This window comes from Thioalkalivibrio sp. AKL19 (assembly GCF_000420165.1).
GTDB lineage: Bacteria > Pseudomonadota > Gammaproteobacteria > Ectothiorhodospirales > Ectothiorhodospiraceae > Thioalkalivibrio.
The window spans coordinates 605,693-630,181 of the sequence record NZ_ATUK01000010.1; the positions used below are offsets into that span (position 1 = coordinate 605,693).

Genomic DNA, 24,489 nt, shown 5'->3' on the forward strand with positions numbered 1-24,489 from the left:
TCAGCGTCGGCGGCGACGGCCGACCGCGGCACCGGCAACCACCAGCACCAGCGCGGCCAGCACGGCCGGCCCCGCCCCGGTGGCGGTTGCCGGCGTCACGCCGTGGCGAGGCTGCAGCGTGCCCGTCACCACCTCGCGGGTGAAGATCCCCGAACGCTCGAGTATCCGGCCATCGGCATCAATCAGGGCCGAGATGCCGGTATTGGTTGCCCGGATCATCGGGCGCCCGGTCTCCACCGCCCGCACCCGCGCAATCTGCAGATGCTGGGCCGGGGCGAGGCTGTCACCGAACCAGGCATCGTTGGAGACATTGACCAGGAACCCGGCCTCTGGCAGCGCGGCGCGAATGTGGCGCGAATATGCCGCCTCGTAGCAGATGCTGACCCCGGCCGTCTGACCGGCGACCCGCATGCGCCCGTCGCCGGTGCCCGGGGACAGGTCGGACATCGGGATCGCCAGCAACCGGTCCAGCCAGTCGAGCTGGCCGCGCAACGGGATGTACTCGCCGAAGGGCACCAGCTGGCGCTTGTTGTATCCGGCACCCGTGGTCACGTTGACCACCGAGTTGTACACATGGCGTCCGGCCGACGCATGGTCGAAGACCCCGGTCAGCAGTTCGCTGTCATGCTCCGCCAACGACTGCGCGAGCTGCCCGAGCGGGCGCTGCACCTCGACATAGAACGCCGGGATCGCGGTCTCCGGCCAGACCACCAGGTCGACGTCGTCTGCCTCGCGCGTCAGTTCCTCATAGATCCCCAGCGAATACTCGATGCCATCGGCATCCCACTTACGCGCCTGATCGATATTGCCCTGCGCCATGGCCACCGAGATCGGCTCGCCGCCCGGCTCCACCCAGCGGGCAAGTCCCAGCGCCAGCGAGGCCAGTACCAGCGCCCCCGCCAGCCCCGCTCCGAGCCCGCGTTGTCCGGGCCGGAACACGCTGACCAGCGCCACCGCCAGCAGTGCGACCACCAGCCCCGCCCCCAACTCGCCGGCCAGCGGCAGCCAGGACTGCAGCGGCGTATCCAGCACGGTGTGGCCGAACAGCAGCCAGGGGAACCCGGAGAACAACCAGGAACGCGCCAGCTCCATCAGCACCAGGCCAGCCGCCAGCGCCAGCATCCCGGCCGGACGCTCCAGCGGCAGAAAGCGTGCCGCCAATCCGGCCAGCAGTGCCGGATAGGCCGCCATGGCCAGCACGAACAGCACGGTAATCAGCGAGGCAACCAACAGGGGCGCCTGGCCGAACACCAGCAGGCTGTTGAAGATCCAGGTCACCCCGGTCCCGAAGAACCCGAGGCCGAAGGCGTAGCCGATCCAGGCGGCCCGGCGCGGGGCAACCCCGGGCAGCAGGGCGAACCATGCCGCCAGCCCCAGCGGGGCGGCCAGGAACCAGCTGACCGGGGCAAAGGCCAGGGTCGCGCCCGCCCCGGCCATCAGGGCCGCGAGCCCCGCAGCCAAGGGAGGCAACTGTGCGACGCGAACCGGCATGAGGTTCAACGGGTGCTGCGGTCGTCCGGCTCGGGGGCCAGACCATCGAACGGCTGCGATCCCGCGCTGGTGGCGGCCTGGGCATCCGGCTCGGGCAGGCGCATCTCCAGCAGGTGCAGGCGCCGGTTGTCGGCGCGCAGCACGCGGAACTGCATGCCGTCCACGACGATCTGCTCGCCGCGGCGCGGTACATGCCCGAAATGCGACAGCACCAGGCCCCCGATGGTGTCGAAGTCATCCTCGCTGTAGGCGGTCTGGAAGTAGGCGTTGAACTCCTCCATGGGGGTCAGCGCCTTGATGGTATAGCGCCCGCCCGGGTGCTGCATGATCTGGGTCAGGTAGTCCTCGACGTCGTGCTCGTCCTCGATCTCGCCGACGATCTGCTCCAGCACGTCCTCGATGGTCACCAGGCCGGCCACGCCGCCATATTCGTCCACCACGATGGCCATGTGGTTGCGGCTCAGGCGGAATTCCTTCAGCAGCACGTTCAAACGCTTGCTCTCGGGCACGAACACCGCCGGACGCAGGATCTCCTGCATGTCGAAGGCGGCATCGTCCGGCTCGCCAAAGAAGCGCAGCAGGTCCTTGGCCAGCAGGACGCCGACGACCTCGTCGCGATGGTCCCCCACCACCGGCAGGCGCGAATGCGCGGAGGCGACCACGTCGGGGAGGAACTCGGAAAGCCCGGCATCGCGGCGCACCACTTCCATCTGTGCCCGCGGGATCATGATGTCGCGCACCTGCATGTCGGCGACGTTGAGCACGCCCTCGAGCATGGTCAGGGCCTCGGGATCGACCAGTTCGCGGTCCTGGGCGCCCCGCAGGGTCTCGACCAGTTCGCGGCGGGTGGCCGGCTCACGGCGCGGGCGCAGGATCTCCCCGGCACGGCTCAGCCAGCGCCGCCAGATCGGTTGCTCGTCGGGTTCGGGTTCAGGCATCGGGGGCGTTTCCGGCTGGGGGCGACGACAGGACGCGGGCCGGATGCTCGGCGTAGGGGTCCGGATAGCCTAACCCGGCCAGGATCGAGGACTCAATTGCCTCCATCCGCGCGGCCTCGTCCGGCGTCTGGTGGTCCATGCCCTGCAGGTGCAGCATCCCGTGCACCACCATGTGGTGGTAGTGGGCGGCCAGGGTCTTGCCCTGCTCCGCCGCCTCGCGGGCCAGCACCGGCGCGCACAGGATCACGTCGCCGAGATAGGCGTCCGCCTCCGGGGGCAGACCGGGCGGCAGGGCGGGGGCGGGAAAGGACAGCACGTTGGTTGCATAATCGCGTCCGCGAAAGGCGTGATTCAGTGACTGCCCCTCGGCGGCGTCGACCACCCGCAGCGTGACCGCGGCCTCGCCCTCCCGGCGCCAGGCCGCCCGGGCCGCGCGATGCAGGGTGGCGGCGGCCGGCAGGCCGGCCCGCGGCACGGCGTATTGTACCGCGACTTCAAGCGCCATCGGCGTCCTGCCCGTCCACGGTGGCACCACCGGCATCGGACTCGGGCGCCGCTCCCGGTTTCCCGGAGGCACTGTCATGGGCGTCGTAGGCCTCCACGATGCGCTGCACCAGTGGATGCCGTACCACGTCCCCGGCCTGGAAGCGGGTGATATGCACCCCCTCCACGTCGTTCAGGATCTGCATCGCGTGCTTGAGCCCCGAACGCTGGCCACGCGGCAGATCGACCTGGGTAATGTCGCCATTGACCACGGCGGTGGAGCCGAAACCGATGCGGGTCAGGAACATCTTCATCTGCTCGACGGTGGTGTTCTGCGCCTCGTCAAGGATGATGAAGGCCTCGTTCAGGGTGCGTCCGCGCATGTAGGCCAGCGGGGCGACCTCGATCACCTGGCGCTCCATCAGGCGCGCCGTCTGGTCGAACCCCATCAGTTCGTACAGGGCGTCGTACATCGGCCGCAGGTAGGGGTCGATCTTCTGCGCCAGATCGCCGGGCAGAAAGCCCAGGCGCTCGCCGGCCTCCACCGCCGGGCGCACCAGCACCAGGCGCTGGACGCGATCCTGCTCCAGCGCGGCCACCGCCGCCGCCACCGCGAGGAAGGTCTTGCCCGTCCCCGCCGGGCCGATGCCGAAACTGAGGTCGTGCTGCGCGATCGCGGACAGGTACTTCGCCTGCCGCGGGCCACGCCCGCGGATCACCGCGCGCTTGAGGCGCAGCGACGGGTCACCGCCGTCATTGTCGGCTTCGGCCAGTCCCTCGACGTGCGCCGTCTGCAGGGCCGTGTGCACCTGCTCCAGGCTGACCGGTTCCTCCTGCGCCATGCGGTGCAGGTCGTGGATCAGGGCGCCGGCCGCCTGCACGGCGGACTGCGGGCCGGTCAGGTTGAAACGCGGCCCGCGGTTGTGCACCGCCACGCCCAGGCGCGACTCGATCAGGCGCAGGTGGGCATCCAGGGGTCCGGAGATCCGCGCGAGCGTCTCCTGGTCACCGGGCTCCAGGGTGAAGTCCAGACGATTGGCCATGCGTCGGTTTCCCTAGGCGCCGACGGCGGCGGGCATTGCCCGCTCCACCGTGCGGCCGCGCAGGGAATGCGCCAGTGCCTCGGTGATCTCGACCGGGATCAGCTGCCCGATCAGGCCGGGATCCCCGGCAAAGTTGACGATACGGTTGTTCGCCGTGCGCCCGGCCAGTTCGCCAGGGTTGCGCTTGGCCGGACCTTCTACCAGTACCGGCTCGACGTTGCCCACCATCGACTCGTTTCGCGCGCGCCCGTTCTGCTCGATCAGGGCCTGCAACTCGGCCAGACGGGCCTTCTTGGTCGCCATCGGCACGTCGTCCGGCAGCGATGCGGCCGGGGTGCCCGGGCGCGCGCTGTAGATGAAGCTGAAGGAGAAATCGAAGTGCAGCTCCTCGATCAGCTTCATCGTGGCGGCGTGGTCGGCGTCGGTCTCGCCGGGGAAGCCGACGATGAAGTCCGAGGAGAGATCCAGATCCGGGCGCGCCTCGCGCAGGCGGCGGATCTTGGACTTGTACTCCAGGATCGTGTGGCCGCGCTTCATCTGCGCCAGGATGCGATCCGAACCGCTCTGCACCGGCAGGTGCAGGTGGCTGACCAGCTTCGGTTCGTCGGCAAAGGCCTGGATCAGCGAATCGGAGAACTCCACCGGGTGCGAGGTGGTGAAACGGATGCGCTCGATGCCCTCGACGGCCGCCACGTAGTGGATCAGCAACGCCAGGTCGGCGGTGTCGCCATCCTCCATCGGCCCCTGATAGGCGTTCACGTTCTGCCCCAGCAGGTTGATCTCCTTGACCCCCTGCGCGGCGAGCGCGACCACCTCGGCGATCACGTCGTCGAACGGGCGGCTGATCTCGTCGCCACGGGTATAGGGCACCACGCAGAAGCTGCAGTACTTGGAGCAGCCCTCCATCACCGAGACGAACGCCGTCGGCCCCTCGGCCTTCGGCTCCGGCAGACGGTCGAACTTCTCGATCTCGGGGAAAGAGATATCCACCACCGGGGCGCGCTCGCGGCGCACCGACTGGATCATGGCCGGCAGCCGGTGCAGGGTCTGCGGCCCGAATACCAGATCCACGTACGGGGCGCGCTCGCGCAGGGCGTCGCCCTCCTGGCTGGCCACACAGCCGCCCACGCCGATGATCACCTCCGGCCGGCGCTCCTTGATCTGCCGCCAGCGGCCCAGCAGCGAGAAGACCTTCTCCTGCGCCTTCTCGCGAATGGAGCAGGTATTCATCAGCAGGACGTCGGCCTGCTCCGGATCGTCGGTGCGCTCGGCCCCGTGCAGCTCGCGCAGCGCGTCGAGCATGCGATCGGAGTCGTACTCGTTCATCTGGCAGCCGTGCGTCTGGATGTAGACCTTGCGGATCATGCTATGGGTACTTCGCTGGTTGGGGAGTTCAGGAATCGCCGGACGTCAGAACGGGACGTCGTCATCGTCGAAGCCGCCACCGGAGGCCGGCGCGCTGCTGCGATTGCCGCCCTGCTGGCCGCCACCGCCGTAGGCATTGCCGCCGCCGTAGCCCGGGTCCTGGTCGAACCCGCCTCCGCCGCCGCCACCGCGACCGCCGATCAGCTGCATGTCGTTGGCGACCACCTCGGTGCTGTAGCGGTCATTGCCGGACTGGTCCTGCCACTTGCGGGTCTGGATCTTGCCTTCGATGTAGACCTGCGAGCCCTTGGACAGGTACTGCGCGGCGATATCCGCCAGGCGCCCGAACATCACCACCCGGTGCCATTCGGTGTTCTCGCGCTTCTCGCCGGAGTTCTTGTCGGTCCACTGCTCCGACGTCGCCAGACGCAGGTTGGTGACGGTAACCCCGTTCGGGGTCTCGCGCTTTTCCGGGTCGGCCCCGAGGTTTCCGAGCAGGATGACTTTGTTGACGCCGCGGGCCATGGGGCCTCCTTCAGTCGGGCATGGAGAGACAGACCCGATAGTGTAGCAGCCCACCCCCGCCGCGACAGTGCACCGGTCCGCGATGAGGATGCGGGTCCGGTACGCAGGGCCCTAGGTGTGGAGTCTCACAAGGTTGTCCTCAGGTAGACCGAGGACAACCTTGTGAGACTCCACACCTAGCGGGCGGCCGGGCGCGCCAGCCAGTCGGTCAGATCGGGGGTATCCGGCCCACCGGGGTCCACCTTCAGGTACAGGGTGCCCGCATCCGGCGACAACTCCGCTTCGTGCACGCCCGGCCAGTCCGCCAGGATCCGTCGCAGTTCGAGCTCGCGCCCGGACCAGTGGGCGGGCACCGCCAGCACCCGGTTGGAGCGGTAGCGCGGATGCATCCCGCGAGCGGTCCACCACCAGAGCAATAACAACGGCACCCCGGCAAGAAACACGCCGGCCGGACCGGCCACGGTCAGCAGCACGCCGCCAAGCACGCCGCCGGCGAAGATCCCGAGGAACTGCGCGGTGGCGAAGCCGCCCATCGCGGTGCCCTTGTGCGCCACCGGGGCCATGCGGGCCACCAGCGACGGCAACCCGGCCTCGAGCAGGTTGAACGCGGCGAAGAACAGGATCATCAGGGCGGCGAACGACCACAGGCCCCCGCCGTCCAGAACCAGCAGGGCCAGCAGGATCTGCACCCCGGCCAGCAGGACGATGGCCGCGCGCAGCACGCTGTGCACGCGGCGGTGGCGCTCGCCGAAGATGATCCCCGGCAGCATCAACACAAAGCCGGCCAGCAGGACCGGCACGTAGAACTTCCAGTGGCTCGGCCCCGGCAATCCCAGGGTCTCCAGCAGGAGGACTGGAATGACCAGGAAATTCGCGGCCAGCACCAGGTGCAGCACGAAGATGCCGAGATTCAGCCGCAGCAGGTCGGGCTCGCGCAGGACCCGTGGCAGGGCCGACCACACCGGCACCATGTCGGGATGCACCCTCGCCCGGTCCGGTGCCGGCACCCACAGGAACAGGATCGCGATCGCGACCAGCCCGAGCAACGCGGAGAGCCCGAAAATCCCCTCCAGCCCCGCGGAACGATCCACCACCGGCCCCAGCGCCATCGCGGCGGTAAAGGTCAGGCCAATGGTCAGGCCGATCACCGCCAGCGCCCGCATGCGCCGCTCCTCGCCGACCAGGTCCGCCGTCAGCGCCAGAATCACCGCCGCCACCGCGCCCGCCCCCTGCAGCGCGCGTCCCAGGATGATCCCGTGGATGGTCTCGGCAAGGGCCGCCACCAGGCTGCCGGCGACAAACAGCAGGAGCCCGGCCAGGATCAGTGGCCTGCGCCCGACGCGATCGGACAGCAGACCGAAGGGGATCTGCAGCACGGCCTGGGTGAGCCCGTAGATCCCCAGCGCCAGGCCCATCAACAGCGGGGTGGCGCCGGGGATGCGGTCGGCATGCAGCATGAACACCGGCAGGACCATGAACAGGCCCGCCATGCGCACGCCGTAGATCGCCGCCAGGCCCGTAGTGGCGCGCAGTTCGCGAGGGTTCATGGGCTCAGTCGCGACAGTGGAGGGAGCGGGTCTTCATGCGCGCGGAGTGTAGCAGAGGGCGTGCCGCCACCCGCGCAGGGGGAACCCGTGGCGGCGCGGCACCGGGTGTTACCATGGACGGTTTGCGGCGCCTCGAGGCATCCCGGCGGCGCCGCGCGACGCAACCCAGTGGAGTCGATCCAGCCCCATGGACAGCATCAGCATACGCGGCGCCCGCACGCACAACCTGAAGAACGTGGACCTCGACCTTCCGCGCGAGCGGTTGATCGTGATTACCGGCGTCTCCGGCTCGGGCAAGTCCTCGCTCGCCTTCGACACGCTGTTCGCCGAGGGCCAGCGCCGCTACGTGGAGAGCCTGTCCACCTACGCCCGGCAGTTCCTGTCGATGATGGAAAAACCCGACGTGGACCAGATCGAAGGCCTCTCGCCGGCGATCTCCATCGAACAGAAGAGCACCTCGCACAATCCGCGCTCTACCGTCGGCACCATCACCGAGATCTACGACTATCTGCGCCTGCTGTTCGCGCGCGCCGGCGAACCCCGCTGCCCGGAGCATGGCGAGACCCTGGCCGCGCAGACGATCTCGCAGATGGTCGACCAGGTGCTGGAGCTGCCCGAGGGCGACAAGGTGATGCTGCTGGCGCCTGTCGTGCGCGGTCGCAAGGGCGAACACCACAAGATGCTGGAGGCGATGCGCTCCCAGGGCTACCTGCGCGCACGGATCAACGGCGAGATCCACGACCTCGACGCGCTCCCGCCACTGGACCCCAAACGCAAGCACAACATCGAGATCGTGATCGACCGGTTCCGCGTGCGCGAGGACCTGCGCCAGCGCCTGGCCGAATCCTTCGAGACCGCAACCGAGCTCGCCGACGGCCTGGCCCTGATCGCCTGGATGGACGAGCCCGAGCGCGAGCCGATGATCTTCTCCGCGCGCTTCGCCTGCCCGGTCTGCGGCTATGCACTGCGCGAACTGGAGCCGCGGCTCTTTTCGTTCAACAACCCCGCGGGTGCCTGCCCCACCTGCGACGGGCTCGGCGTGCACCAGTTCTTCGATCCGGAGCGCGTGGTGTCGCAGCCGGAGCTGAGTCTGGCGGGCGGGGCCGTGCGCGGCTGGGACCGACGCAACGCCTGGTATTTCAGCCTGCTGACCAGTCTCGCCCGGCACTACGGCTTCGACGTGGAAACCCCGTGGGAGGAATTGCCCCCCGAGGTCCGCGCCGTCGTCCTGCACGGGTCCGGAAAGGAGAAGGTCAAGCTCTCGACCCCCGCCGCCAACGGTCGGCTGCGTACGGACGAGCGCGTGTTCGAGGGGGTCATCCCGAACCTCGAACGCCGCTACCGCGAGACCGACTCCTCCGCCGTGCGTGAGGAGCTGGGCCGCTATCTGGCGGAACAGCCTTGCCCCGACTGCCATGGCACGCGCCTGAACTCCGCCGCACGCCACGTGTTCGTCAACGCCCTCACCCTGCCCGAGGTCACGCACATGAGCGTGGCCAACGCCCAGGCGTTCTTCGCCGACCTTCGCCTCCCGGGCCGTTTCGCCCAGATCGCGGAGAAGATCGTGCGCGAAATCGCCTCGCGGCTGGGCTTCCTCAACGATGTCGGCCTCGACTACCTGACGCTGGACCGCTCGGCGGACACGCTCTCCGGTGGGGAGGCCCAGCGCATCCGCCTGGCGTCACAGATCGGGTCGGCGCTCGTCGGGGTCATGTACATCCTCGACGAACCTTCCATCGGCCTCCACCAGCGCGACAACGCACGGCTACTGAACACCCTTAGCCACCTGCGCGACCTGGGCAACACCGTGATCGTCGTGGAACATGATGAGGATGCCATCCGCCAGGCGGATTACGTGGTCGATATCGGGCCCGGCGCCGGCCGCCACGGTGGACATATCGTGGCCGCCGGCACCCCCGAGACGGTCGCCAGCCACCCGGACTCGCTTACCGGTGCCTACCTGCGCGGCACCCGCTGTATCCCGGTGCCCGAGCAGCGCACCGAGGCTGACCCGGAACGCGAGGTCCGCGTCATCGGGGCCCGCGGCAACAACCTCAAGGGGGGTGACTTCGCCTTTCCCACCGGACTGTTCACCTGCGTCACTGGCGTCTCCGGCTCGGGCAAGTCCACGCTGGTCAACAACACGCTTTATCCGGCGGTCGCTACCGAGCTGCACGGCGGCCGCCACCACATCGAAGATCACGACCGCATCGACGGCCTGGAGCTGATCGACAAGGTGGTCGACATCGACCAGAGCCCGATCGGGCGCACCCCACGCTCCAACCCCGCAACTTACACCGGCCTGTTCACGCCCATCCGTGAGCTGTTCGCGGCAACGGCCGAGGCCCGTTCGCGCGGCTACAAGCCCGGGCGTTTCTCGTTCAATGTCCGCGGTGGCCGTTGCGAGGCCTGTCAGGGCGACGGCGTCATCAAGGTGGAGATGCACTTCCTCCCCGACGTCTTTGTACCCTGCGATGTCTGCAAGGGGCATCGCTACAACCGCGAGACCCTGGAGGTCCGCTACAAGGGCAAGAACATCCACGAAGTCCTGGAGATGACGGTGGAGGAGGCACTGGACTTCTTCCAGCCCGTCCCGGTCATCCACCGCAAGCTGGAAATGCTGATGGAGGTCGGACTCTCGTACATCCAGCTCGGGCAGAACGCCACCACCCTCTCCGGGGGCGAGGCCCAGCGCATCAAGCTCGCCCGCGAGCTGTCCAAGCGGGATACCGGCCGCACCCTCTACATCCTGGACGAGCCCACTACCGGCCTGCATTTCGAGGACATCGCACAGCTCCTGCGCGTCCTGCATCGGCTCCGCGACCACGGCAACACCATCGTAGTAATCGAGCACAACCTCGACGTGATCAAGACCGCCGACTGGCTGATCGACATCGGACCCGAAGGCGGCAGCGGCGGTGGCGAACTGCTGGTCGCCGGAACCCCGGAGACCGTGGCCGCTACACCCCACAGCCATACCGGCCAGTTCCTCGCCCCCATGCTCCCCGCCAGCAGACCAGCGGCCGCCAGCGGCTGATCCCTGCGCCCCGGACCGCCACCCGCCGGGGACGCCGTTCCGCCAGCGGCTTCATCCCTCACCCCACTGATCGCTGATGGCCGGCACCAGACGCAGAAAAGCCGGCTCGAGGCCGGCTTCTCAGGCGCCCCGTTCGGGCGCTACGACTTCGTCAGACGGTGAACGTTTCAGGCGGCCTCGCCATCCCCGGACTCGCTCTCCGGGCGATCGACCAGCTCGACGTAAGCCATCGGGGCATTGTCGCCCGGACGGTTGCCGCACTTCAGGATGCGCAGATAGCCACCCGGGCGCTGCTGGTACCGCGGACCCAGTTCGCTGAACAACTTGCCCACGATCTCCTTGTCCCGCAGGCGGGCGAACGCGGTCCGGCGACCGTGCACGCTATCTTCCTTGGCCAGGGTGATCAGCGGCTCGGCGACGCGGCGCAGTTCCTTCGCCTTGGGCAGCGTGGTCTTGATCAGTTCGTGCCGGAACAGGGCCACGGACAGGGCCTGAAACGTGGCCTTGCGGTGAGAGCTGTTACGGCCCAGCTGACGGCCGGAATGACGATGACGCATGAGAGGCTTCCTCTAGAAAAACGATGGGCGCGGCGCGCCGTGGTTACTCGTTGTCGTCGCGCAGACCCGGCGGCGGCCAGTTCTCGAGACGCATGCCGAGCGACAGCCCGTGGGTCGCCAGCGTGTCCTTGATCTCGGTCAGCGACTTCTTGCCCAGGTTCGGGGCCCGAAGCAGTTCGACCTCGGTGCGCTGCACCAGGTCGCCGATGTAGTACAGGTTCTCGGCCTTCAGACAATTCGCGGAGCGAACGGTCAGCTCCAGCTCGTCCACCGGACGCAGCAGCACCGGATCGATCGCGCCCCCCGCGACGCCCGCCACTTCACCGGCCTCTTCCTGCAGGTCGACGAACGGGGCGAGCTGCCCCTGAAGGATCGTGGCCGCCTGACGCACCGCGTCATCCGGGGCGATCGCGCCATTGGTCTCGAGTTCCAGAACCAGCCGATCCATGTCGGTGCGCTGCGCCAGACGCGCGCTCTCGACACGGTAGGAGACACGGCGAATCGGACTGAAGCTGGCGTCCAGCAGCAGCCGACCAATCCCGGTGTCGTCCCCGCCCTCGGCCTGGCGACGGGTGCTCACCGGCTCGTAGCCACGGCCGGCACGCGCCGTCAGGGTTACGTCCAGCTCGACGTTCTTGGTGATGGTCGCGATCACGTGTTCCGGATTGACCACCTCCACGTCATGGTCCACCTGGATATCACCAGCGGTTACGACGCACGGCCCCTTTTTCTTCAGGCTCAGCGTGGACTCGTCACGGCTGTGCATCCGCAGCGCCACACCCTTCAGGTTCAGCAGGATATCGACCACGTCCTCCTGCACACCCTCGATCGTGGTGTACTCGTGCAGGACGCCTTCGATCCGGGCCTCGACGATCGCGGCTCCGGGGATGGACGACAGCAGCACACGGCGCAGGGCATTGCCCAGCGTGTGACCGAAGCCGCGTTCCAGCGGCTCGAGTGCGACCTTGGCCTGATTCCGGTTCTCGGCCTCGACCTCGATCTGCTGTTTCTTGACCAGTTCGTTCGACTGCATTGTGACTCCTGGCGCCAGGCCGAAAAACGATTACTTCGAGTACAGCTCGACGACGAGCGACTCGTTGATGTCCGCGGGCAGATCCGAGCGATCCGGGATCGCCTTGAACGTCCCTTCGAACTTGCTGGTGTCGACCTCGACCCAACTCGGGAAGCCGCTCTGCTCGGCCAGGGTCATCGCGTCCTGGATCCGAACCTGCTTGCGTGCCTTCTCGCGAACCGTGACCACGTCCGACGGCTGGACCTGATAGGCGGCGATGTTTACCACCTGACCATTCACCATGATCGAGCGGTGGGCTACCAGCTGGCGGGCCTCCGACCGCGTCGAGCCGAAGCCCATGCGATACACCACGTTATCCAGCCGGCCTTCCAGCAGCTTCAGCAGGTTCTCGCCCGTGGAGCCCTTGCGCTGGGCGGCCTTCTTGTAATAATTGCGAAACTGCTTCTCCAGCACGCCGTAGATCCGGCGAAGCTTCTGCTTCTCGCGCAGCTGCACCGCGTAATCCGACAGCCGAGTACGGCGCTCGCCGTGCTGACCCGGCGGTTTGTCCAGCTTGCACTTGGTCTCCAGCGCCCGGGCGCCGCTTTTCAGCCCCAGGTCAACGCCTTCGCGGCGACTGAGCTTGCATTTCGGTCCAATGTAACGAGCCATTCTTGAACTCCAGCCTTAAACGCGGCGTTTCTTGGGCGGCCGGCAGCCGTTGTGGGGGATCGGGGTCACGTCACTGATGTTCGTGATCTTGAACCCGGCATTGTTCAGCGCACGTACCGCCGATTCGCGGCCCGGACCCGGGCCACGCACCATCACGTCAAGATTCTTCACGCCGTGCTCGGCCGCCGTCGTCCCGGCACGTTCGGCCGCGATCTGCGCGGCGAACGGGGTCGACTTGCGGGAACCACGGAAACCGGAACCACCCGAGGTGGCCCAGCTGATCGTGTTGCCCTGCCGGTCGGTGATCGTGATGATCGTGTTGTTGAACGTGGCATATACGTGAGCCACGCCCTCGGCGATGTTCTTGCGGACCTTTTTCTTGGTCCGAGTCTGCGCTTGTGCCATGTACCTGAGATCCCAGTCTGATTACTTGCGAATCGGGCGACGCGGGCCCTTGCGGGTGCGTGCGTTGGTCTGCGTCTGCTGACCACGCAGCGGAAGCCCGCGGCGATGACGCACACCCCGGTAGCAGCCCAGATCCATCAACCGCTTGATGTTCATGCTGACTTCGCGGCGAAGATCCCCTTCCACGGGGATCTTGTCGATCTGGGCGCGCAGGGCGTCCACTTCGGCATCAGTCAGATCCCGCACCTTGATGTCCCGACGCACACCGGCGGCATCGCAGATCAGGCCGGCCCGGGTCGGGCCAATGCCATAGATCGCGGTCAGCGCGATTACCGTGTGCTTCTGGTCAGGAATATTGATTCCAGCGACGCGAGCCATCCAACCTCTCCATCTAAATCCGGCAAAGCCGGCTATAGTAGCAATGAATATCCGTTACGCCAAGCGTTAGCCCTGGCGTTGCTTGTGGCGGGCATCCGAACAGATTACCCGCACGACACCGTTACGCCGAATCACCTTGCAGTTCCGGCAGATCGGCTTTACAGATGCACGTACCTTCATGGTCTTTCTCCTGGTCTAGCGGATCCCGGTCCCGCCGAAACCCTTCAGATTCGCTTTCTTCATCAAGCCTTCGTACTGGTGGGACACCAGATGCGACTGCAACTGGGCCATGAAATCCATCACCACGATCACGATGATCAGCAGTGACGTCCCCCCGAAGTAGAACGGCACGTTCCAGTACAGGATCAGGAACTCCGGCAACAGGCAGACGGCGGTGATGTACACCGCACCCACTGCGGTCAACCGGGTCATTACCCCGTCGATAAAGCGTTCCGTCTGCACCCCGGGCCGAATCCCCGGAATGAAGGCGCCCTGCTTTTTCAGGTTCTCCGCGGTATCCCGCGAATTGAACACCAGTGCGGTGTAGAAAAAGCAGAAGAAAATAATCGCAGCCGCATAGAACATCACGTAGAGCGGTTGCCCGGGTGCGAGCGTCGTCGAGATCTCGCGCAACCAGTCCATCCCTTCCGCCTGGCCGAACCACTGCCCAAGCGTCGAGGGGAACAGGATGATGCTCGATGCGAAGATCGGCGGGATCACCCCGGCCATATTCAGTTTCAGCGGCAGGTGGGAAGACTGCCCACCCACCATCTTGCGCCCGACCTGACGCTTCGCATAGTTGATCGTGACCCGCCGCTGCCCCCGCTCGACGAAGACCACAAACGCGGTCACCGCCAGGGCAAGGACGATCAGGATCACCACGAATGCCGCGGCGAGCTCACCGGTTCGGGCCAGTTCCAGCGTACCGCCAATCGCACCAGGAAGCCCGGCCACGATGCCCGCGAAGATGATGATCGAGATACCGTTCCCGATCCCGCGCTCGGTGATCTGTTCACCGAGCCACATCAGGAACAATGTCCCGGTCACCAGCGACACAACAACGGTGAAGATAAAGATCGGGCCCGGGTTCAGCGCCATCGGCATCCCCTGGATGGTCTGCCCATTGAGCGCGATACCAATCCCAATACTCTGGAACAGCGCCAGCGCCACGGTCCCGTAGCGCGTGTACTGCGTGATCTTCCGGCGACCCTGCTCGCCCTCCTTCTTCAGCTGCTGCAGGGCCGGCACGGTCGCCGCGAGCAGCTGCATGATGATCGCCGCCGAGATATATGGCATCACCCCGAGGGCGAAAATCGACAGCCGTTCCAGCGCACCGCCCGAGAACATGTTGAACATGTCGAGGATCGTGCCGCTTTGTTGTTCGAAGAACTGCGACACGGCCACGGGATTGATCCCCGGGACCGGGATGAACGTACCGATCCGGTAGACCACCAGGGCGCCCAGCACGAACAGCAAGCGTTGGCGTAACTCGGTAAAGCCGGTGAGTCCGCCACCGGAACGTGCTGTCGCTCCACGCGCCATTATTTAGGCCTCAACGCTCCCGCCGGCGGCTTCGATCGCTGCCCGCGCACCCTTGGTGACTCCCACGCCCTTGACGGCGCAGGCCTTGCCGACTTCGCCGGAGGCGAAGATCTTCGCGCTCTGGGCATCGCTACGCACCACGCCCGCGGCCTTGAGGCTCTCCAGGGTGACGTCGCCATCCACCTTCGCCAGTTCGCTCAGGCGGACCTCGGCGGCATACTGCTGCTTGCGCGAGCGGAAACCCACCTTCGGCAGGCGACGCTGCAAGGGCATCTGACCACCCTCGAAGCCGACCTTGGTGAAGCCGCCAGAGCGGGACTTCTGACCCTTGTGGCCACGGCCGCCGGTCTTGCCCAGGCCGGAGCCGATTCCGCGACCCACGCGCTTGCCTGGTTTGCGGGCGCCCGCGGGGCTTGCAATGTCATTCAGATGCATCGTTAGACTTCCTCTACCTTCAGCAGGTACGACACCTTCTTGACCATGCCCAGATTCTCCGGGGTGGCCTCGACCGTCGCGGTGCTGTGGGTCTTGCGCAGCCCCAGACCACGCACGCACGCCTTGTGCGATGCGATGCGTCCGGCGGTGCTGCGTACCAGGGTCAGTTTCAGCTTGCTCATGGCTTAGCTCGTCACTTCGTCAACGGACTTGCCGCGCTTGGCAGCGACGCGTTCCGGCGAACTCACCGTGGTGAGCCCGTCGATGGTCGCCTGCACGACGTTAATCGGGTTGCGCGAACCCACACACTTCGCGAGAACGTTGCGAACGCCGGCCACTTCCAGCACGGCGCGCATCGCACCACCGGCGATAATGCCGGTACCCTCGGAGGCGGGCTGCATGTAGACGTTGGCGGCGCCGTGGCGACCGTTCACCGCGTAGTGCAGCGTCCCGTCCTGCAGCGCGACATTGCGCATCTCCATGCGCGCCTGCTGCATGGCCTTCTGGATCGCCGCCGGCACTTCGCGCGCCTTGGCGTAGCCGTAGCCGACCCGGCCTTCGCCGTCGCCCACCACGGTCAGCGCGGCGAACCGGAACTGCCGGCCGCCCTTGACCACCTTGGCCACGCGATTGACGCCAATCAGCTTTTCCTGAAGGCCGTCCTGCGCTTCGCTTACATCGTTACGTGCCATATCTCTCTCCGCTCGATCCCGTTTGACTAGAACTGCAGGCCGTTCTCACGTGCGGCGTCGGCCAGAGCCTTCACCCGTCCGTGATAACGGAATCCCGCGCGGTCAAACGCGACCTGTTCAATGCCGGCTTTGCGCGCACGCTCGGCAATCGCCTGCCCAACACGGGCGGCGGCCTCGGCGTTGCCGGTCGAACCCCCGGCATTCTTCAGATCCTTCTCCACCGTCGACGCCGCGGCGAGTACCGCGTCGCCGGACGGTGCGATGATCTGCGCGTACATGTGGCGGGGCGTCCGGTGGATACAGAGACGATGCACCCCCAGCTCACGGATCTTGAACCGTGCGCGACGCGCCCTCTTAAGTCTGGCCTCTTTCTTGTCCACTGGTGCCTACCTACTTCTTCTTGGCTTCTTTGCGCACAATGCGCTCGTCTTTGTACTTCACGCCCTTGCCCTTGTAGGGCTCCGGCGGACGCATGGCGCGAATGTTCGCGGCCACCTGGCCCACCTTCTGGCGATCCGTTCCCTTGATCAGGACCTCGGTCGGGGTCGGTGTCTCCACCGTGACGCCCTCGGGGACCTCGAAGTCGATTGGGTGCGAGTAGCCCAGCGTCAGATTCAGCTTCGCGCCCTGCATCTGCGCGCGATACCCGACGCCGACCAGTTCCAGGGCCCGCTCGAAGCCTTCGCTCACGCCGTGCACGTGATTGCCCAGCAACGCCCGGATGGTCCCGGCCAGCGCGACATTCTTGGCGTTTTCGGCGGCCTTGACGCGCACCACGCCCTCGTCGACGGTGACGATCACCGCCTCCGGGCAGGTGAGCTGAAGCTCGCCCTTCGGACCCTTGATCTTGATCTCGCTGTCCGACTGCTCGACGGAGACACCGTTGGGCAGCTTGATCGGCAGATTTGCAATGCGCGACATGGCTGATTCCTCAGTAAATCTTGCAGAGGACCTCGCCGCCCTGGCCAGCGGCCCGGGCTGCGCGGTCACTCATGACACCCTGGGGCGTGGAGATCACCGCGACACCAAGGCCCGCGTTGATCCGCGGCAGCTCGTCCTTGCCACGATAGATCCGCAGACCCGGGCGGGAAATCCGTTCGACGGTCTCGATGACCGGCCGTCCCTCGAAGTACTTCAGCTTGACCACGAGCTTCTTCAGCGCGGCCTCGCCCTCGACCTGCATGTCGCCCACGAACCCCTCTTCGGCGAAGACCTTCAGGATACGCTCCTTGGCCTTGCTGTAGGGAATGGCGACCTGCTCCTTGTTCGCGCGCTGCGCATTGCGGACGCGGGTGAGCATGTCGGAAATCGGATCGGTCATCATTGCTTCAAATCTCCTTACCAGCTCGCCTTGCGCAGGCCCGGAATCTCGCCCTTCATGGCGTGTTCCCGCAGCTTGTTGCGCCCGAGGCCGAACCGACGGTAGTAGCCCTTGGGCCGGCCAGTCACGCCACAGCGGTTCTTTTGACGCACGCGCGACGAATCACGCGGCAGCTTTTGCAGGGCGTGCATGGCCGCCAGGCGTTCTTCGGAGGACTTGGTGTCGTCCACCAGGACCGCCTTGAGTTCGGCCCGCTTGGCCGCGTATTTCTTAACCAGTCGTTCGCGCTTCTTCTCGCGCTCGACCATCGATGTCTTCGCCATGTGCGCCTACCTCGTCTACTGCCGGAACGGGAATCGGAAGGCCTCCAGGAGGGCCTTGGCTTCCGCGTCCGTCTTTGCGCTGGTGGTAATCGTGATGTCCATGCCGCGCAGCTTGTCGACACGGTCGTAATCAATCTCCGGAAAGATGATCTGTTCCTTGATGCCCAGGCTGTAGTTGCCCCGCCCGTCAAACGCCTTGGCGGAAAACCCGCGGAAATCACGCACTCGGGGAAGCGCCACGTTGATCAGGCGATCCAGGAATTCGTACATCTGCCGGCGACGAAGGGTCACCTTGCAACCGATCGGATAATCGTCGCGGATCTTGAATCCCGCGATCGACTTGCGCGCCTTGGTGACCACCGGCTTCTGGCCGGCAATCGCCGTCATGTCGCTCACCGCGTGCTCGATGACCTTCTTGTCTGCCACGGCATCGCCCAGACCCATGTTCAGGGTGACCTTGGTGATGCGGGGGATCTCCATCACGTTCGCATAGGCAAACTGCTCGCGCAGCGCCTGCTTCACGTTGGATTCGTATTCTTCTCTCAAGCGTTCCATAAACCGTCCGTCCCGCGTTATGCGTCCACGACCTCGCCGTTCGAGCGGAAGACCCGCACCTTGCGGCCGTCCTCCAGGGTCTTGAACGACACGCGATCACCCTTGTCGGTTGCAGGGTTGAAGAGCATCACGTTCGAGATATCGATCGGCATTTCCTTCTCGACAATCCCGCCACCGACACCCTGCTGCGGGTTCGGCTTCTGATGCTTCTTCACCATGTTGATGTTCTGAACGAGGACCTTGCCCTCCAGGACCTTGATGATGGTCCCGCGTCGGCCCTTGTCCTTGCCAGCAATCACGACGACATCGTCGCCCTTGCGAATCTTGTTCATTACGTCCTCACAGCACTTCCGGGGCGAGGGAGATGATCTTCATATACTTCTCCCCTCGCAGTTCACGCGTCACCGGCCCGAAAATACGGGTGCCGATCGGCTGGTGCTGGTTGTTCAGCAGGACCGCGGCATTGCGGTCGAAGCGGATGATGGAACCATCCGGGCGCCGCACGCCGGAGGCGGTACGCACCACGACGGCGTCGTACACGTCGCCCTTCTTGACCTTGCCACGCGGGATCGCGTCCTTGACGCTCACCTTGATGACATCGCCCACGCGGGCGTACCGGCGGTGCGAGCCGCCCAGCACCTTGATGCACTGGATGCGTCGGGCGCCGCTGTTGTCGGCGGCCTCGAGCACGGTCTGCATTTGAATCATGACTTATCTCCTGGCAGCCGATTCAGAGCGCGTCCTGCCCGACCACTTCGATCAGGGCAAAGCGCTTCTGCTTGGAAACCGGCCGGCATTCACGGATACGAACCCGATCGCCCATGCGCGAGACATTCTCCTCGTCATGGACGTGCAGTTTCGTGCTGCGGCGGATGAACTTGCCGTACAGCGGATGACGCACGCGACGCTCGACCAGGACCGTGCGGGTCTTGTCCATCTTGTCGCTGATCACCCGCCCCACGACGGAACGCTGATTCTTGGAACCTTCTTCGGTCATCTTCTTAGCCTGCCCTTCTGCGTTCATTCATCAGCGTCTTGATCTGCGCGATCTCGCGCCGCACCTTGCCGACGCGATCCGGCCGCGCGAGCTGCCCGACCGCCTTCTGCATGCGGAGACCGAACTGTTCCTTGTAGAGCGCTTCGAGCTCCTGGTTCAGGTCGTCGTCCGACTTCTTTCTGAGTTCTTCTGCTTTCATCACATCACCTGCCGACGGGTGAACACCGTCTTGACCGGGAGCTTGGCGGCGGCCAGACGCATGGCCTCGCGAGCCACGTCTTCGTGGACACCTTCCATCTCGTAGAGCACACGGCCGGGCTGAATCTTGCACACCCAGTACTCAACGCCGCCCTTGCCCTTGCCCATGCGCACTTCAAGCGGCTTCTTGGTCACCGGGACATCCGGGAACACCCGGATCCAGATCTTTCCGCCACGCTTGATGTGACGCACCATCGCACGACGCGCCGCCTCGATCTGGCGCGCGGTAATGCGACCGCGTTCCACGGCCTGAAGGCCGTACTCGCCGAAGCTGACCTTGGCGCCGGTCGAGGCCATGCCCCGGTTCCGGCCCTTGAACTGCTTGCGGAATTTGGTTCTTTTTGGCTGCAACATGGTCTATGTCCTAGCTCGCGTTGGCCGCAGCGCGCGTCCCTTCGACCGGTTCCAGACCGAAGACTTCGCCCTTGAAGATCCACACCTTCACACCGATGATCCCGTACGTCGTACGGGCCTCGGCGAAGCCGTAGTCGATGTCCGCGCGCAGGGTATGCAGCGGGACACGCCCTTCGCGATACCACTCGGAGCGCGCGATCTCCGCGCCATTCAGGCGTCCGGAGACGTGCACCTTGATACCCTGGGCGCCCAGGCGCATGGCATTGCCCACGGCGCGCTTCATGGCGCGGCGGAACATGATGCGGCGCTCGAGCTGCTGGGCGATGCCTTCCGCGACCAGCTGGGCCTCGATCTCGGGCTTGCGCACTTCTTCGATATTGATCTTGACGTTGCCCTGGTCCAGGCCCGTCTCCGCTGCCACTTCACGGCGCAGCTTCTCGATATCCTCGCCCTTCTTGCCGATCACGATCCCCGGCCGCGCCGTGTGGATCGTGATGTGCGCGGCCTTGGCGGGGCGCTCAATGGTGATCCGGCTGACCGACGCGTGGGCGAGCTTCTTCTGCAGGAAGCCGCGCAGCCTGATGTCGTTGTTCAGCGTCTCGCCAAACTCGCGGCCATCCGCGTACCAGGTCGCGGACCACGGGCGAGAAATGCCCAGCCGAATGCCGGTTGGATGTACTTTCTGACCCATGGTTAATTCGCTCCCTTCTCGCTAACGCCAATCACGATGTGACTGGTGCGCTTCATGATGCGGTTGCCGCGACCCTTGGCCCGCGCCTGCATGCGCTTCAGCACCGGCCCCTCGTCGACCTGGATGCGCGAGATGCGCAGCTCGTCGATGTCGGCCCCGTCGTTGTTCTCCGCATTTGCAATGGCGGATTCCAGCACCTTCTTCACGATGGCGGCCGGCTTCTTCGGGCTGAAGGTCAGCTCGTTCAGAGCTTCCTCGACGCGCATGCCACGAACCTGGTCGGCGACCAGCCGCGTCTTCTGCGGCGAGATGCGCGCGTAGCGCAATTTTGCAATCGTCTCCATCGTTCGTCCTCAGCGCGACTTCTTGTTGGCGATGTGACCCTTGAAGGTCCGCGTCAACGCAAACTCGCCCAGCTTGTGGCCGACCATGTTTTCGTTGACCAGCACCGGAACATGCTGACGCCCGTTGTGTACCGCGAGGGTGAGACCCACCATCTGCGGGATGATCATCGAGCGGCGCGACCAGGTCTTGATCGGCCGGCGATCGTTCTTTTCGCGCGCCTCTTCCACCTTCTTGCGCAGGTGGTGATCGACGAACGGGCCTTTTTTCAGTGAACGCGGCATGCTGGCACTCCGTTACTTCTTGCGCCGACGCACGATCATGCCGTCGGTACGTTTGTTGTTGCGGGTCTTGTAACCCTTGGTCGGGCGGCCCCACGGGGTCACCGGGTGACGCCCGAAGTTGCGACCTTCACCACCACCATGCGGGTGGTCGACCGGGTTCATGGCGGTACCACGCACCGTCGGGCGAACGCCCATCCAGCGCTTGGCACCGGCCTTCCCGAACTTCTTCAGGCTGTGCTCGGTGTGCCCCACCTCGCCGACCGTGGCGCGGCATTCGGACGGGATGCGGCGCATCTCGCCCGAGCGCAGTCGGATCGTTGCGTGGGCACCCTCGCGGGCCACGACCTGGGCCGAAGCCCCCGCTGATCGAGCGATCTGCGCGCCCTTGCCCGGCTTCATTTCGATGCAGTGGATCACCGTACCGACCGGGATGGAACGCAGCGGCATCGCGTTGCCCACCCGGATGGGGGCCTGCGATCCACTGTGCACCGCGTCGCCCTGCTTCAGGCCGCGAGGCGCGATAATGTACCGACGTTCGCCGTCCGCGTACAGTACCAGCGCAAGATGGGCGCTCCGGTTCGGGTCGTATTCCAGGCGCTCGACCTTGCCCGGCACGTTGTCCTTGTTGCGCTTGAAGTCGACGATGCGGTAGCGCTGCTTGTGACCGCCACCCACGTGCCGGGTGGTGATACGACCGGCATTGTTGCGGCCGCCGGAACGCGTCTGCTTTTCGACCAGCGCGGCGTGGGGCGCGCCCTTGTGCAGGCCGTCGCCACGGATCTGAACGGCGTGGCGGCGCCCGGCCGAGGTCGGATTGGTCTTGATAATCGCCATGACTAGACCTGTTCTCCTTCACCCATGTCGATGCTCTCGCCCTCGGCGAGGGCGACATAGGCCTTCTTCCAGTGGTTACGACGACCGAACTGTCGACCAAAGCGCTTGTTCTTGCCCTGCTGGTTCAGCGTGCGCACCTGCTGCACCCGAACCTCGAACAGCTTTTCGATCGCCGCCTTGATTTCGGCCTTGTCGGCGTCCGGCAGTACGCGGAACACGTACTGGCCCACTTCTCCGGCGTTGGTCGACTTTTCCGACACCACCGGACCCTGAATAATCTGCATCAGACGCGAATTCATGCCAGCCACTCCTCGAGCTTGCGGATGGCGCCTTCCGTGATCACGACCGTCTCGGCCCCGACCAGGTTGGCGGGATTGACGCCGTTGACGTCGATCACGTCCACGTGCGGGACATTGCCCAGCGCGCGCGCGGTCATCGCGTCATCCTCGGGCAGCACCACAAGACCCCTCTCAAGGCCCAGCTCCTTCAGTTTCGCCACCCCGTCCCGCGTCTTGCCGGACTCGACGGCGAACCCGGCCACGACCTTCAGACGGTCCTGGCGCAGCAGCTCGGAGAGGATCGACGCCATCGCGGCCCGATACATCTTCTTGTTCAGCTTCTGCGAGAAGTCCTGGGTGCGGGCGGCGAAGACCTTGCCACCCCCGGTCCAGAGCGGGCTGCGAATCGTCCCGGCCCGCGCCCGACCCGTGCCCTTCTGGCGGAACGGCTTGATGCCGCCACCGCTGACCTGGGCCCGTGTCTTCTGGGCGCGGGTGCCACTACGGGCCCCGGCGAGCTGAGCGACCACGCTCTGATGCACCAGGGATTCGTTGAAATCCCGCTCGAAGCAGACGGCGGACAGCTCTACGCTGGCCCCGGTATCGGCAGTCGTTACTTGCATTGTCTTAACCCTTCGCCTTCACGGCCGGACGAATCATCACGTCGGAACTCGGCGCGCCCGGCACGGCACCCTGAACCAGGACCAGGCTGCGATCGGCGTCGACGCGCACCACCCGGAGGTTCTGGATGGTCTTGCGCTCGGCGCCCATGTGGCCGGCCATCTTCTTGCCCTTGAACACGCGCCCGGGGCTCTGGTTCTGTCCGATGGAACCCGGGGCGCGGTGCGCCAGCGAGTTGCCATGGGTCGCGTCCTGGGTGCGGAAGTTGTGACGCTTCACGGCACCCTGGAAGCCCTTGCCCTTGCTCTGCGCGGTCACGTCGACAATCTGGCCTTCCTCGAAGCGATCAACGCTGATCGCATCACCGGCGGCCAGACCTTCCAGATCCGCCTCGTCGACGCGGAATTCCCAGAGACCCCGGCCCGGCTCGACGGACGCCGCGGCGAAATGCCCGGCCTCCGGCTTGCTTACCCGGGACGGCTTGCGCGAGCCCGCCGTCACCTGGACCGCGTTGTAGCCGTCGCCTTCAGTGCGCTTGATCTGGACCACGCGATTGTTGTCCACCTGCAGCACCGTGACCGGCACGGAGACGCCGTCGTCCGTAAAGACGCGCGACATGCCGAGCTTGCGACCGATGAGTCCAAGAGCCATTACAAAACCCCTTCCGTATCAGACGGCGCTATCAAGCGCCCTAAAGCCGTGGCCCGGCGAAAATTCCGCCGGGCCACGGAAAGCCCAATAGTATGGCAGAAAATTTAACGTTAGTTAAGCCTGATCTGAACATTGACGCCCGCGGCCAGATCCAGCTTCATCAGTGCATCCACGGTCTTGTCGGTCGGATCGAGGATGTCCATCAGTCGCTTGTGCGTGCGCAGCTCGTACTGGTCGCGCGCGTCCTTGTTGACGTGCGGGGAGATCAGGACGGTATACGCCTCGCGCTTGGTCGGCAGCGGGATCGGGCCCTTGACCCGGGCACCGGTCCGCTTCGCGGTCTCGACGATCTCGGCCGCGGAGCGGTCGATCAGTCGATGATCAAAGGCCTTCAGACGAATTCGAATGCGCTGGTTAGCCATCTGGTTCACTCAATAATCTTGGAGACGACGCCGGCGCCCACGGTGCGGCCGCCTTCGCGGATCGCAAAGCGCAGACCGTCTTCCATCGCGATCGGGTTGATCAGGGACACCGTCATCTTGACGTTGTCGCCCGGCATCACCATCTCGGTACCCTCCGGCAGCTCCACCGAACCCGTCACGTCGGTCGTGCGGAAGTAGAACTGCGGACGATACCCGTTGAAGAACGGCGTGTGACGACCGCCCTCTTCCTTGCCCAGGATGTACACCTCGGCCTCGAAGTGGGTGTGCGGGGTGATCGAACCCGGCTTGCACAGCACCTGACCACGCTGCACGTCGTCACGCTTGGTGCCGCGCAGCAGGATGCCGACGTTGTCGCCCGCCTCGCCCTGGTCCAGCAGCTTGCGGAACATCTCGACGCCGGTGACCGTGGTCTTCT

General features: G+C 65.7%; 37 protein-coding genes. 1 reads left to right on the forward strand and 36 read right to left on the reverse strand.

Annotated elements, in window-relative coordinates:
* The 7 genes from lnt to F817_RS0104805 form a co-directional block, all read right to left on the reverse strand.
* Positions 1 to 1,491: an apolipoprotein N-acyltransferase gene (gene lnt / locus F817_RS0104775; RefSeq protein ID WP_024326586.1), complete on the reverse strand. Its 1,491-nt coding sequence runs from the start codon at positions 1,489 to 1,491 to the stop codon at positions 1 to 3.
* Between the two features lie 5 nt (positions 1,492 to 1,496).
* Positions 1,497 to 2,429, reverse strand: a complete 933-nt coding sequence (locus F817_RS0104780; RefSeq protein ID WP_024326587.1) for an HlyC/CorC family transporter — start codon at positions 2,427 to 2,429, stop codon at positions 1,497 to 1,499.
* The gene (ybeY, locus tag F817_RS0104785; protein WP_024326588.1) at positions 2,422 to 2,934 is read right to left on the reverse strand and encodes an rRNA maturation RNase YbeY; all 513 of its coding nucleotides are present in this window, start codon (positions 2,932 to 2,934) and stop codon (positions 2,422 to 2,424) included. Before ybeY ends, F817_RS0104780 begins: the two co-directional genes overlap by 8 nt.
* Entirely contained in the window at positions 2,924 to 3,955 is a 1,032-nt protein-coding gene (locus F817_RS0104790; RefSeq protein WP_024326589.1) for a PhoH family protein, read from the reverse strand. Before F817_RS0104790 ends, ybeY begins: the two co-directional genes overlap by 11 nt.
* Positions 3,956 to 3,967: 12 nt before the next feature.
* On the reverse strand, positions 3,968 to 5,320 hold the full coding sequence (gene miaB / locus F817_RS0104795; RefSeq protein WP_024326590.1) for a tRNA (N6-isopentenyl adenosine(37)-C2)-methylthiotransferase MiaB: 1,353 nt from the start codon (positions 5,318 to 5,320) through the stop codon (positions 3,968 to 3,970).
* Between the two features lie 45 nt (positions 5,321 to 5,365).
* Positions 5,366 to 5,845: a single-stranded DNA-binding protein gene (gene ssb / locus F817_RS0104800; protein ID WP_024326591.1), complete on the reverse strand. Its 480-nt coding sequence runs from the start codon at positions 5,843 to 5,845 to the stop codon at positions 5,366 to 5,368.
* 176 nt (positions 5,846 to 6,021) lie between these two features.
* Positions 6,022 to 7,392 carry an MFS transporter gene (locus tag F817_RS0104805; RefSeq protein ID WP_024326592.1) on the reverse strand — a complete coding sequence of 457 codons (1,371 nt, stop codon included), beginning with the start codon at positions 7,390 to 7,392 and terminating at the stop codon, positions 6,022 to 6,024.
* A 187-nt stretch (positions 7,393 to 7,579) separates the two neighbouring features.
* Here F817_RS0104805 and uvrA point away from each other — a divergent pair, with 187 nt between their 5' ends.
* Positions 7,580 to 10,429, forward strand: coding sequence for an excinuclease ABC subunit UvrA (uvrA, locus tag F817_RS0104810; RefSeq protein WP_024326593.1), 2,850 nt, complete (start codon positions 7,580 to 7,582; stop codon positions 10,427 to 10,429).
* A gap of 167 nt (positions 10,430 to 10,596) precedes the next feature.
* On the opposite strand, the gene rplQ is transcribed toward uvrA, so the two are convergent.
* The 29 genes from rplQ to F817_RS0104950 form a co-directional block, all read right to left on the reverse strand.
* Positions 10,597 to 10,986, reverse strand: coding sequence for a 50S ribosomal protein L17 (gene rplQ, locus F817_RS0104815; RefSeq protein ID WP_024326594.1), 390 nt, complete (start codon positions 10,984 to 10,986; stop codon positions 10,597 to 10,599).
* A gap of 43 nt (positions 10,987 to 11,029) precedes the next feature.
* On the reverse strand, positions 11,030 to 12,019 hold the full coding sequence (gene rpoA, locus F817_RS0104820; protein ID WP_024326595.1) for a DNA-directed RNA polymerase subunit alpha: 990 nt from the start codon (positions 12,017 to 12,019) through the stop codon (positions 11,030 to 11,032).
* Positions 12,020 to 12,049: 30 nt separating this feature from the next.
* Entirely contained in the window at positions 12,050 to 12,670 is a 621-nt protein-coding gene (rpsD, locus tag F817_RS0104825; protein WP_024326596.1) for a 30S ribosomal protein S4, read from the reverse strand.
* A gap of 15 nt (positions 12,671 to 12,685) precedes the next feature.
* Entirely contained in the window at positions 12,686 to 13,075 is a 390-nt protein-coding gene (rpsK, locus tag F817_RS0104830) for a 30S ribosomal protein S11 (protein ID WP_017941093.1), read from the reverse strand.
* A gap of 21 nt (positions 13,076 to 13,096) precedes the next feature.
* Positions 13,097 to 13,453 carry a 30S ribosomal protein S13 gene (gene rpsM, locus F817_RS0104835; protein WP_017941092.1) on the reverse strand — a complete coding sequence of 119 codons (357 nt, stop codon included), beginning with the start codon at positions 13,451 to 13,453 and terminating at the stop codon, positions 13,097 to 13,099.
* 66 nt (positions 13,454 to 13,519) lie between these two features.
* The gene (gene rpmJ / locus F817_RS14095) at positions 13,520 to 13,633 is read right to left on the reverse strand and encodes a 50S ribosomal protein L36 (protein ID WP_018881305.1); all 114 of its coding nucleotides are present in this window, start codon (positions 13,631 to 13,633) and stop codon (positions 13,520 to 13,522) included.
* A gap of 15 nt (positions 13,634 to 13,648) precedes the next feature.
* Positions 13,649 to 14,995, reverse strand: a complete 1,347-nt coding sequence (gene secY / locus F817_RS0104840; protein WP_018146441.1) for a preprotein translocase subunit SecY — start codon at positions 14,993 to 14,995, stop codon at positions 13,649 to 13,651.
* Positions 14,996 to 14,998: 3 nt separating this feature from the next.
* Entirely contained in the window at positions 14,999 to 15,430 is a 432-nt protein-coding gene (gene rplO / locus F817_RS0104845) for a 50S ribosomal protein L15 (RefSeq protein ID WP_024326597.1), read from the reverse strand.
* 2 nt (positions 15,431 to 15,432) lie between these two features.
* Entirely contained in the window at positions 15,433 to 15,612 is a 180-nt protein-coding gene (gene rpmD, locus F817_RS0104850) for a 50S ribosomal protein L30 (RefSeq protein WP_024326598.1), read from the reverse strand.
* Positions 15,613 to 15,615: 3 nt separating this feature from the next.
* The gene (gene rpsE, locus F817_RS0104855; RefSeq protein WP_024326599.1) at positions 15,616 to 16,122 is read right to left on the reverse strand and encodes a 30S ribosomal protein S5; all 507 of its coding nucleotides are present in this window, start codon (positions 16,120 to 16,122) and stop codon (positions 15,616 to 15,618) included.
* Between the two features lie 26 nt (positions 16,123 to 16,148).
* Entirely contained in the window at positions 16,149 to 16,502 is a 354-nt protein-coding gene (rplR, locus tag F817_RS0104860) for a 50S ribosomal protein L18 (protein ID WP_017941087.1), read from the reverse strand.
* A 10-nt stretch (positions 16,503 to 16,512) separates the two neighbouring features.
* Positions 16,513 to 17,043: a 50S ribosomal protein L6 gene (gene rplF / locus F817_RS0104865; protein WP_024326600.1), complete on the reverse strand. Its 531-nt coding sequence runs from the start codon at positions 17,041 to 17,043 to the stop codon at positions 16,513 to 16,515.
* A 10-nt stretch (positions 17,044 to 17,053) separates the two neighbouring features.
* Positions 17,054 to 17,446 carry a 30S ribosomal protein S8 gene (gene rpsH, locus F817_RS0104870; protein WP_024326601.1) on the reverse strand — a complete coding sequence of 131 codons (393 nt, stop codon included), beginning with the start codon at positions 17,444 to 17,446 and terminating at the stop codon, positions 17,054 to 17,056.
* 14 nt (positions 17,447 to 17,460) lie between these two features.
* Positions 17,461 to 17,766, reverse strand: coding sequence for a 30S ribosomal protein S14 (gene rpsN, locus F817_RS0104875; RefSeq protein ID WP_024326602.1), 306 nt, complete (start codon positions 17,764 to 17,766; stop codon positions 17,461 to 17,463).
* Between the two features lie 15 nt (positions 17,767 to 17,781).
* A complete protein-coding gene (gene rplE, locus F817_RS0104880; RefSeq protein WP_024326603.1) occupies positions 17,782 to 18,321 on the reverse strand; it encodes a 50S ribosomal protein L5 in 540 nt (179 codons plus the stop codon).
* A gap of 17 nt (positions 18,322 to 18,338) precedes the next feature.
* Positions 18,339 to 18,653, reverse strand: coding sequence for a 50S ribosomal protein L24 (gene rplX, locus F817_RS0104885; RefSeq protein WP_024326604.1), 315 nt, complete (start codon positions 18,651 to 18,653; stop codon positions 18,339 to 18,341).
* 7 nt (positions 18,654 to 18,660) lie between these two features.
* Complete coding sequence (gene rplN, locus F817_RS0104890) at positions 18,661 to 19,029, reverse strand: 50S ribosomal protein L14 (protein WP_017941081.1); 369 nt, start codon at positions 19,027 to 19,029, stop codon at positions 18,661 to 18,663.
* A 22-nt stretch (positions 19,030 to 19,051) separates the two neighbouring features.
* Positions 19,052 to 19,318 carry a 30S ribosomal protein S17 gene (rpsQ, locus tag F817_RS0104895; RefSeq protein WP_017941080.1) on the reverse strand — a complete coding sequence of 89 codons (267 nt, stop codon included), beginning with the start codon at positions 19,316 to 19,318 and terminating at the stop codon, positions 19,052 to 19,054.
* A 4-nt stretch (positions 19,319 to 19,322) separates the two neighbouring features.
* The gene (rpmC, locus tag F817_RS0104900; RefSeq protein WP_017941079.1) at positions 19,323 to 19,517 is read right to left on the reverse strand and encodes a 50S ribosomal protein L29; all 195 of its coding nucleotides are present in this window, start codon (positions 19,515 to 19,517) and stop codon (positions 19,323 to 19,325) included.
* On the reverse strand, positions 19,517 to 19,930 hold the full coding sequence (gene rplP, locus F817_RS0104905) for a 50S ribosomal protein L16 (protein ID WP_017941078.1): 414 nt from the start codon (positions 19,928 to 19,930) through the stop codon (positions 19,517 to 19,519). The genes rpmC and rplP overlap by 1 nt, the downstream gene beginning before the upstream one ends.
* Before the next feature lie 10 nt (positions 19,931 to 19,940).
* Complete coding sequence (gene rpsC / locus F817_RS0104910; RefSeq protein WP_024326605.1) at positions 19,941 to 20,621, reverse strand: 30S ribosomal protein S3; 681 nt, start codon at positions 20,619 to 20,621, stop codon at positions 19,941 to 19,943.
* Positions 20,622 to 20,623: 2 nt separating this feature from the next.
* Positions 20,624 to 20,965 carry a 50S ribosomal protein L22 gene (gene rplV / locus F817_RS0104915; RefSeq protein ID WP_018865674.1) on the reverse strand — a complete coding sequence of 114 codons (342 nt, stop codon included), beginning with the start codon at positions 20,963 to 20,965 and terminating at the stop codon, positions 20,624 to 20,626.
* A 9-nt stretch (positions 20,966 to 20,974) separates the two neighbouring features.
* The gene (rpsS, locus tag F817_RS0104920) at positions 20,975 to 21,247 is read right to left on the reverse strand and encodes a 30S ribosomal protein S19 (protein ID WP_018139876.1); all 273 of its coding nucleotides are present in this window, start codon (positions 21,245 to 21,247) and stop codon (positions 20,975 to 20,977) included.
* Between the two features lie 12 nt (positions 21,248 to 21,259).
* On the reverse strand, positions 21,260 to 22,081 hold the full coding sequence (gene rplB, locus F817_RS0104925; RefSeq protein ID WP_017941074.1) for a 50S ribosomal protein L2: 822 nt from the start codon (positions 22,079 to 22,081) through the stop codon (positions 21,260 to 21,262).
* A gap of 2 nt (positions 22,082 to 22,083) precedes the next feature.
* Entirely contained in the window at positions 22,084 to 22,380 is a 297-nt protein-coding gene (gene rplW / locus F817_RS0104930) for a 50S ribosomal protein L23 (RefSeq protein ID WP_017941073.1), read from the reverse strand.
* On the reverse strand, positions 22,377 to 22,982 hold the full coding sequence (gene rplD, locus F817_RS0104935) for a 50S ribosomal protein L4 (RefSeq protein WP_024326606.1): 606 nt from the start codon (positions 22,980 to 22,982) through the stop codon (positions 22,377 to 22,379). Before rplD ends, rplW begins: the two co-directional genes overlap by 4 nt.
* Positions 22,983 to 22,986: 4 nt before the next feature.
* Positions 22,987 to 23,631, reverse strand: a complete 645-nt coding sequence (gene rplC, locus F817_RS0104940; protein ID WP_024326607.1) for a 50S ribosomal protein L3 — start codon at positions 23,629 to 23,631, stop codon at positions 22,987 to 22,989.
* Between the two features lie 110 nt (positions 23,632 to 23,741).
* Entirely contained in the window at positions 23,742 to 24,053 is a 312-nt protein-coding gene (rpsJ, locus tag F817_RS0104945; RefSeq protein WP_018139871.1) for a 30S ribosomal protein S10, read from the reverse strand.
* 5 nt (positions 24,054 to 24,058) lie between these two features.
* Positions 24,059 to 24,489, reverse strand: a 431-nt coding sequence (locus tag F817_RS0104950; RefSeq protein ID WP_024326608.1) for an EF-Tu/IF-2/RF-3 family GTPase, incomplete at its 5' end; no start/stop codon positions are given.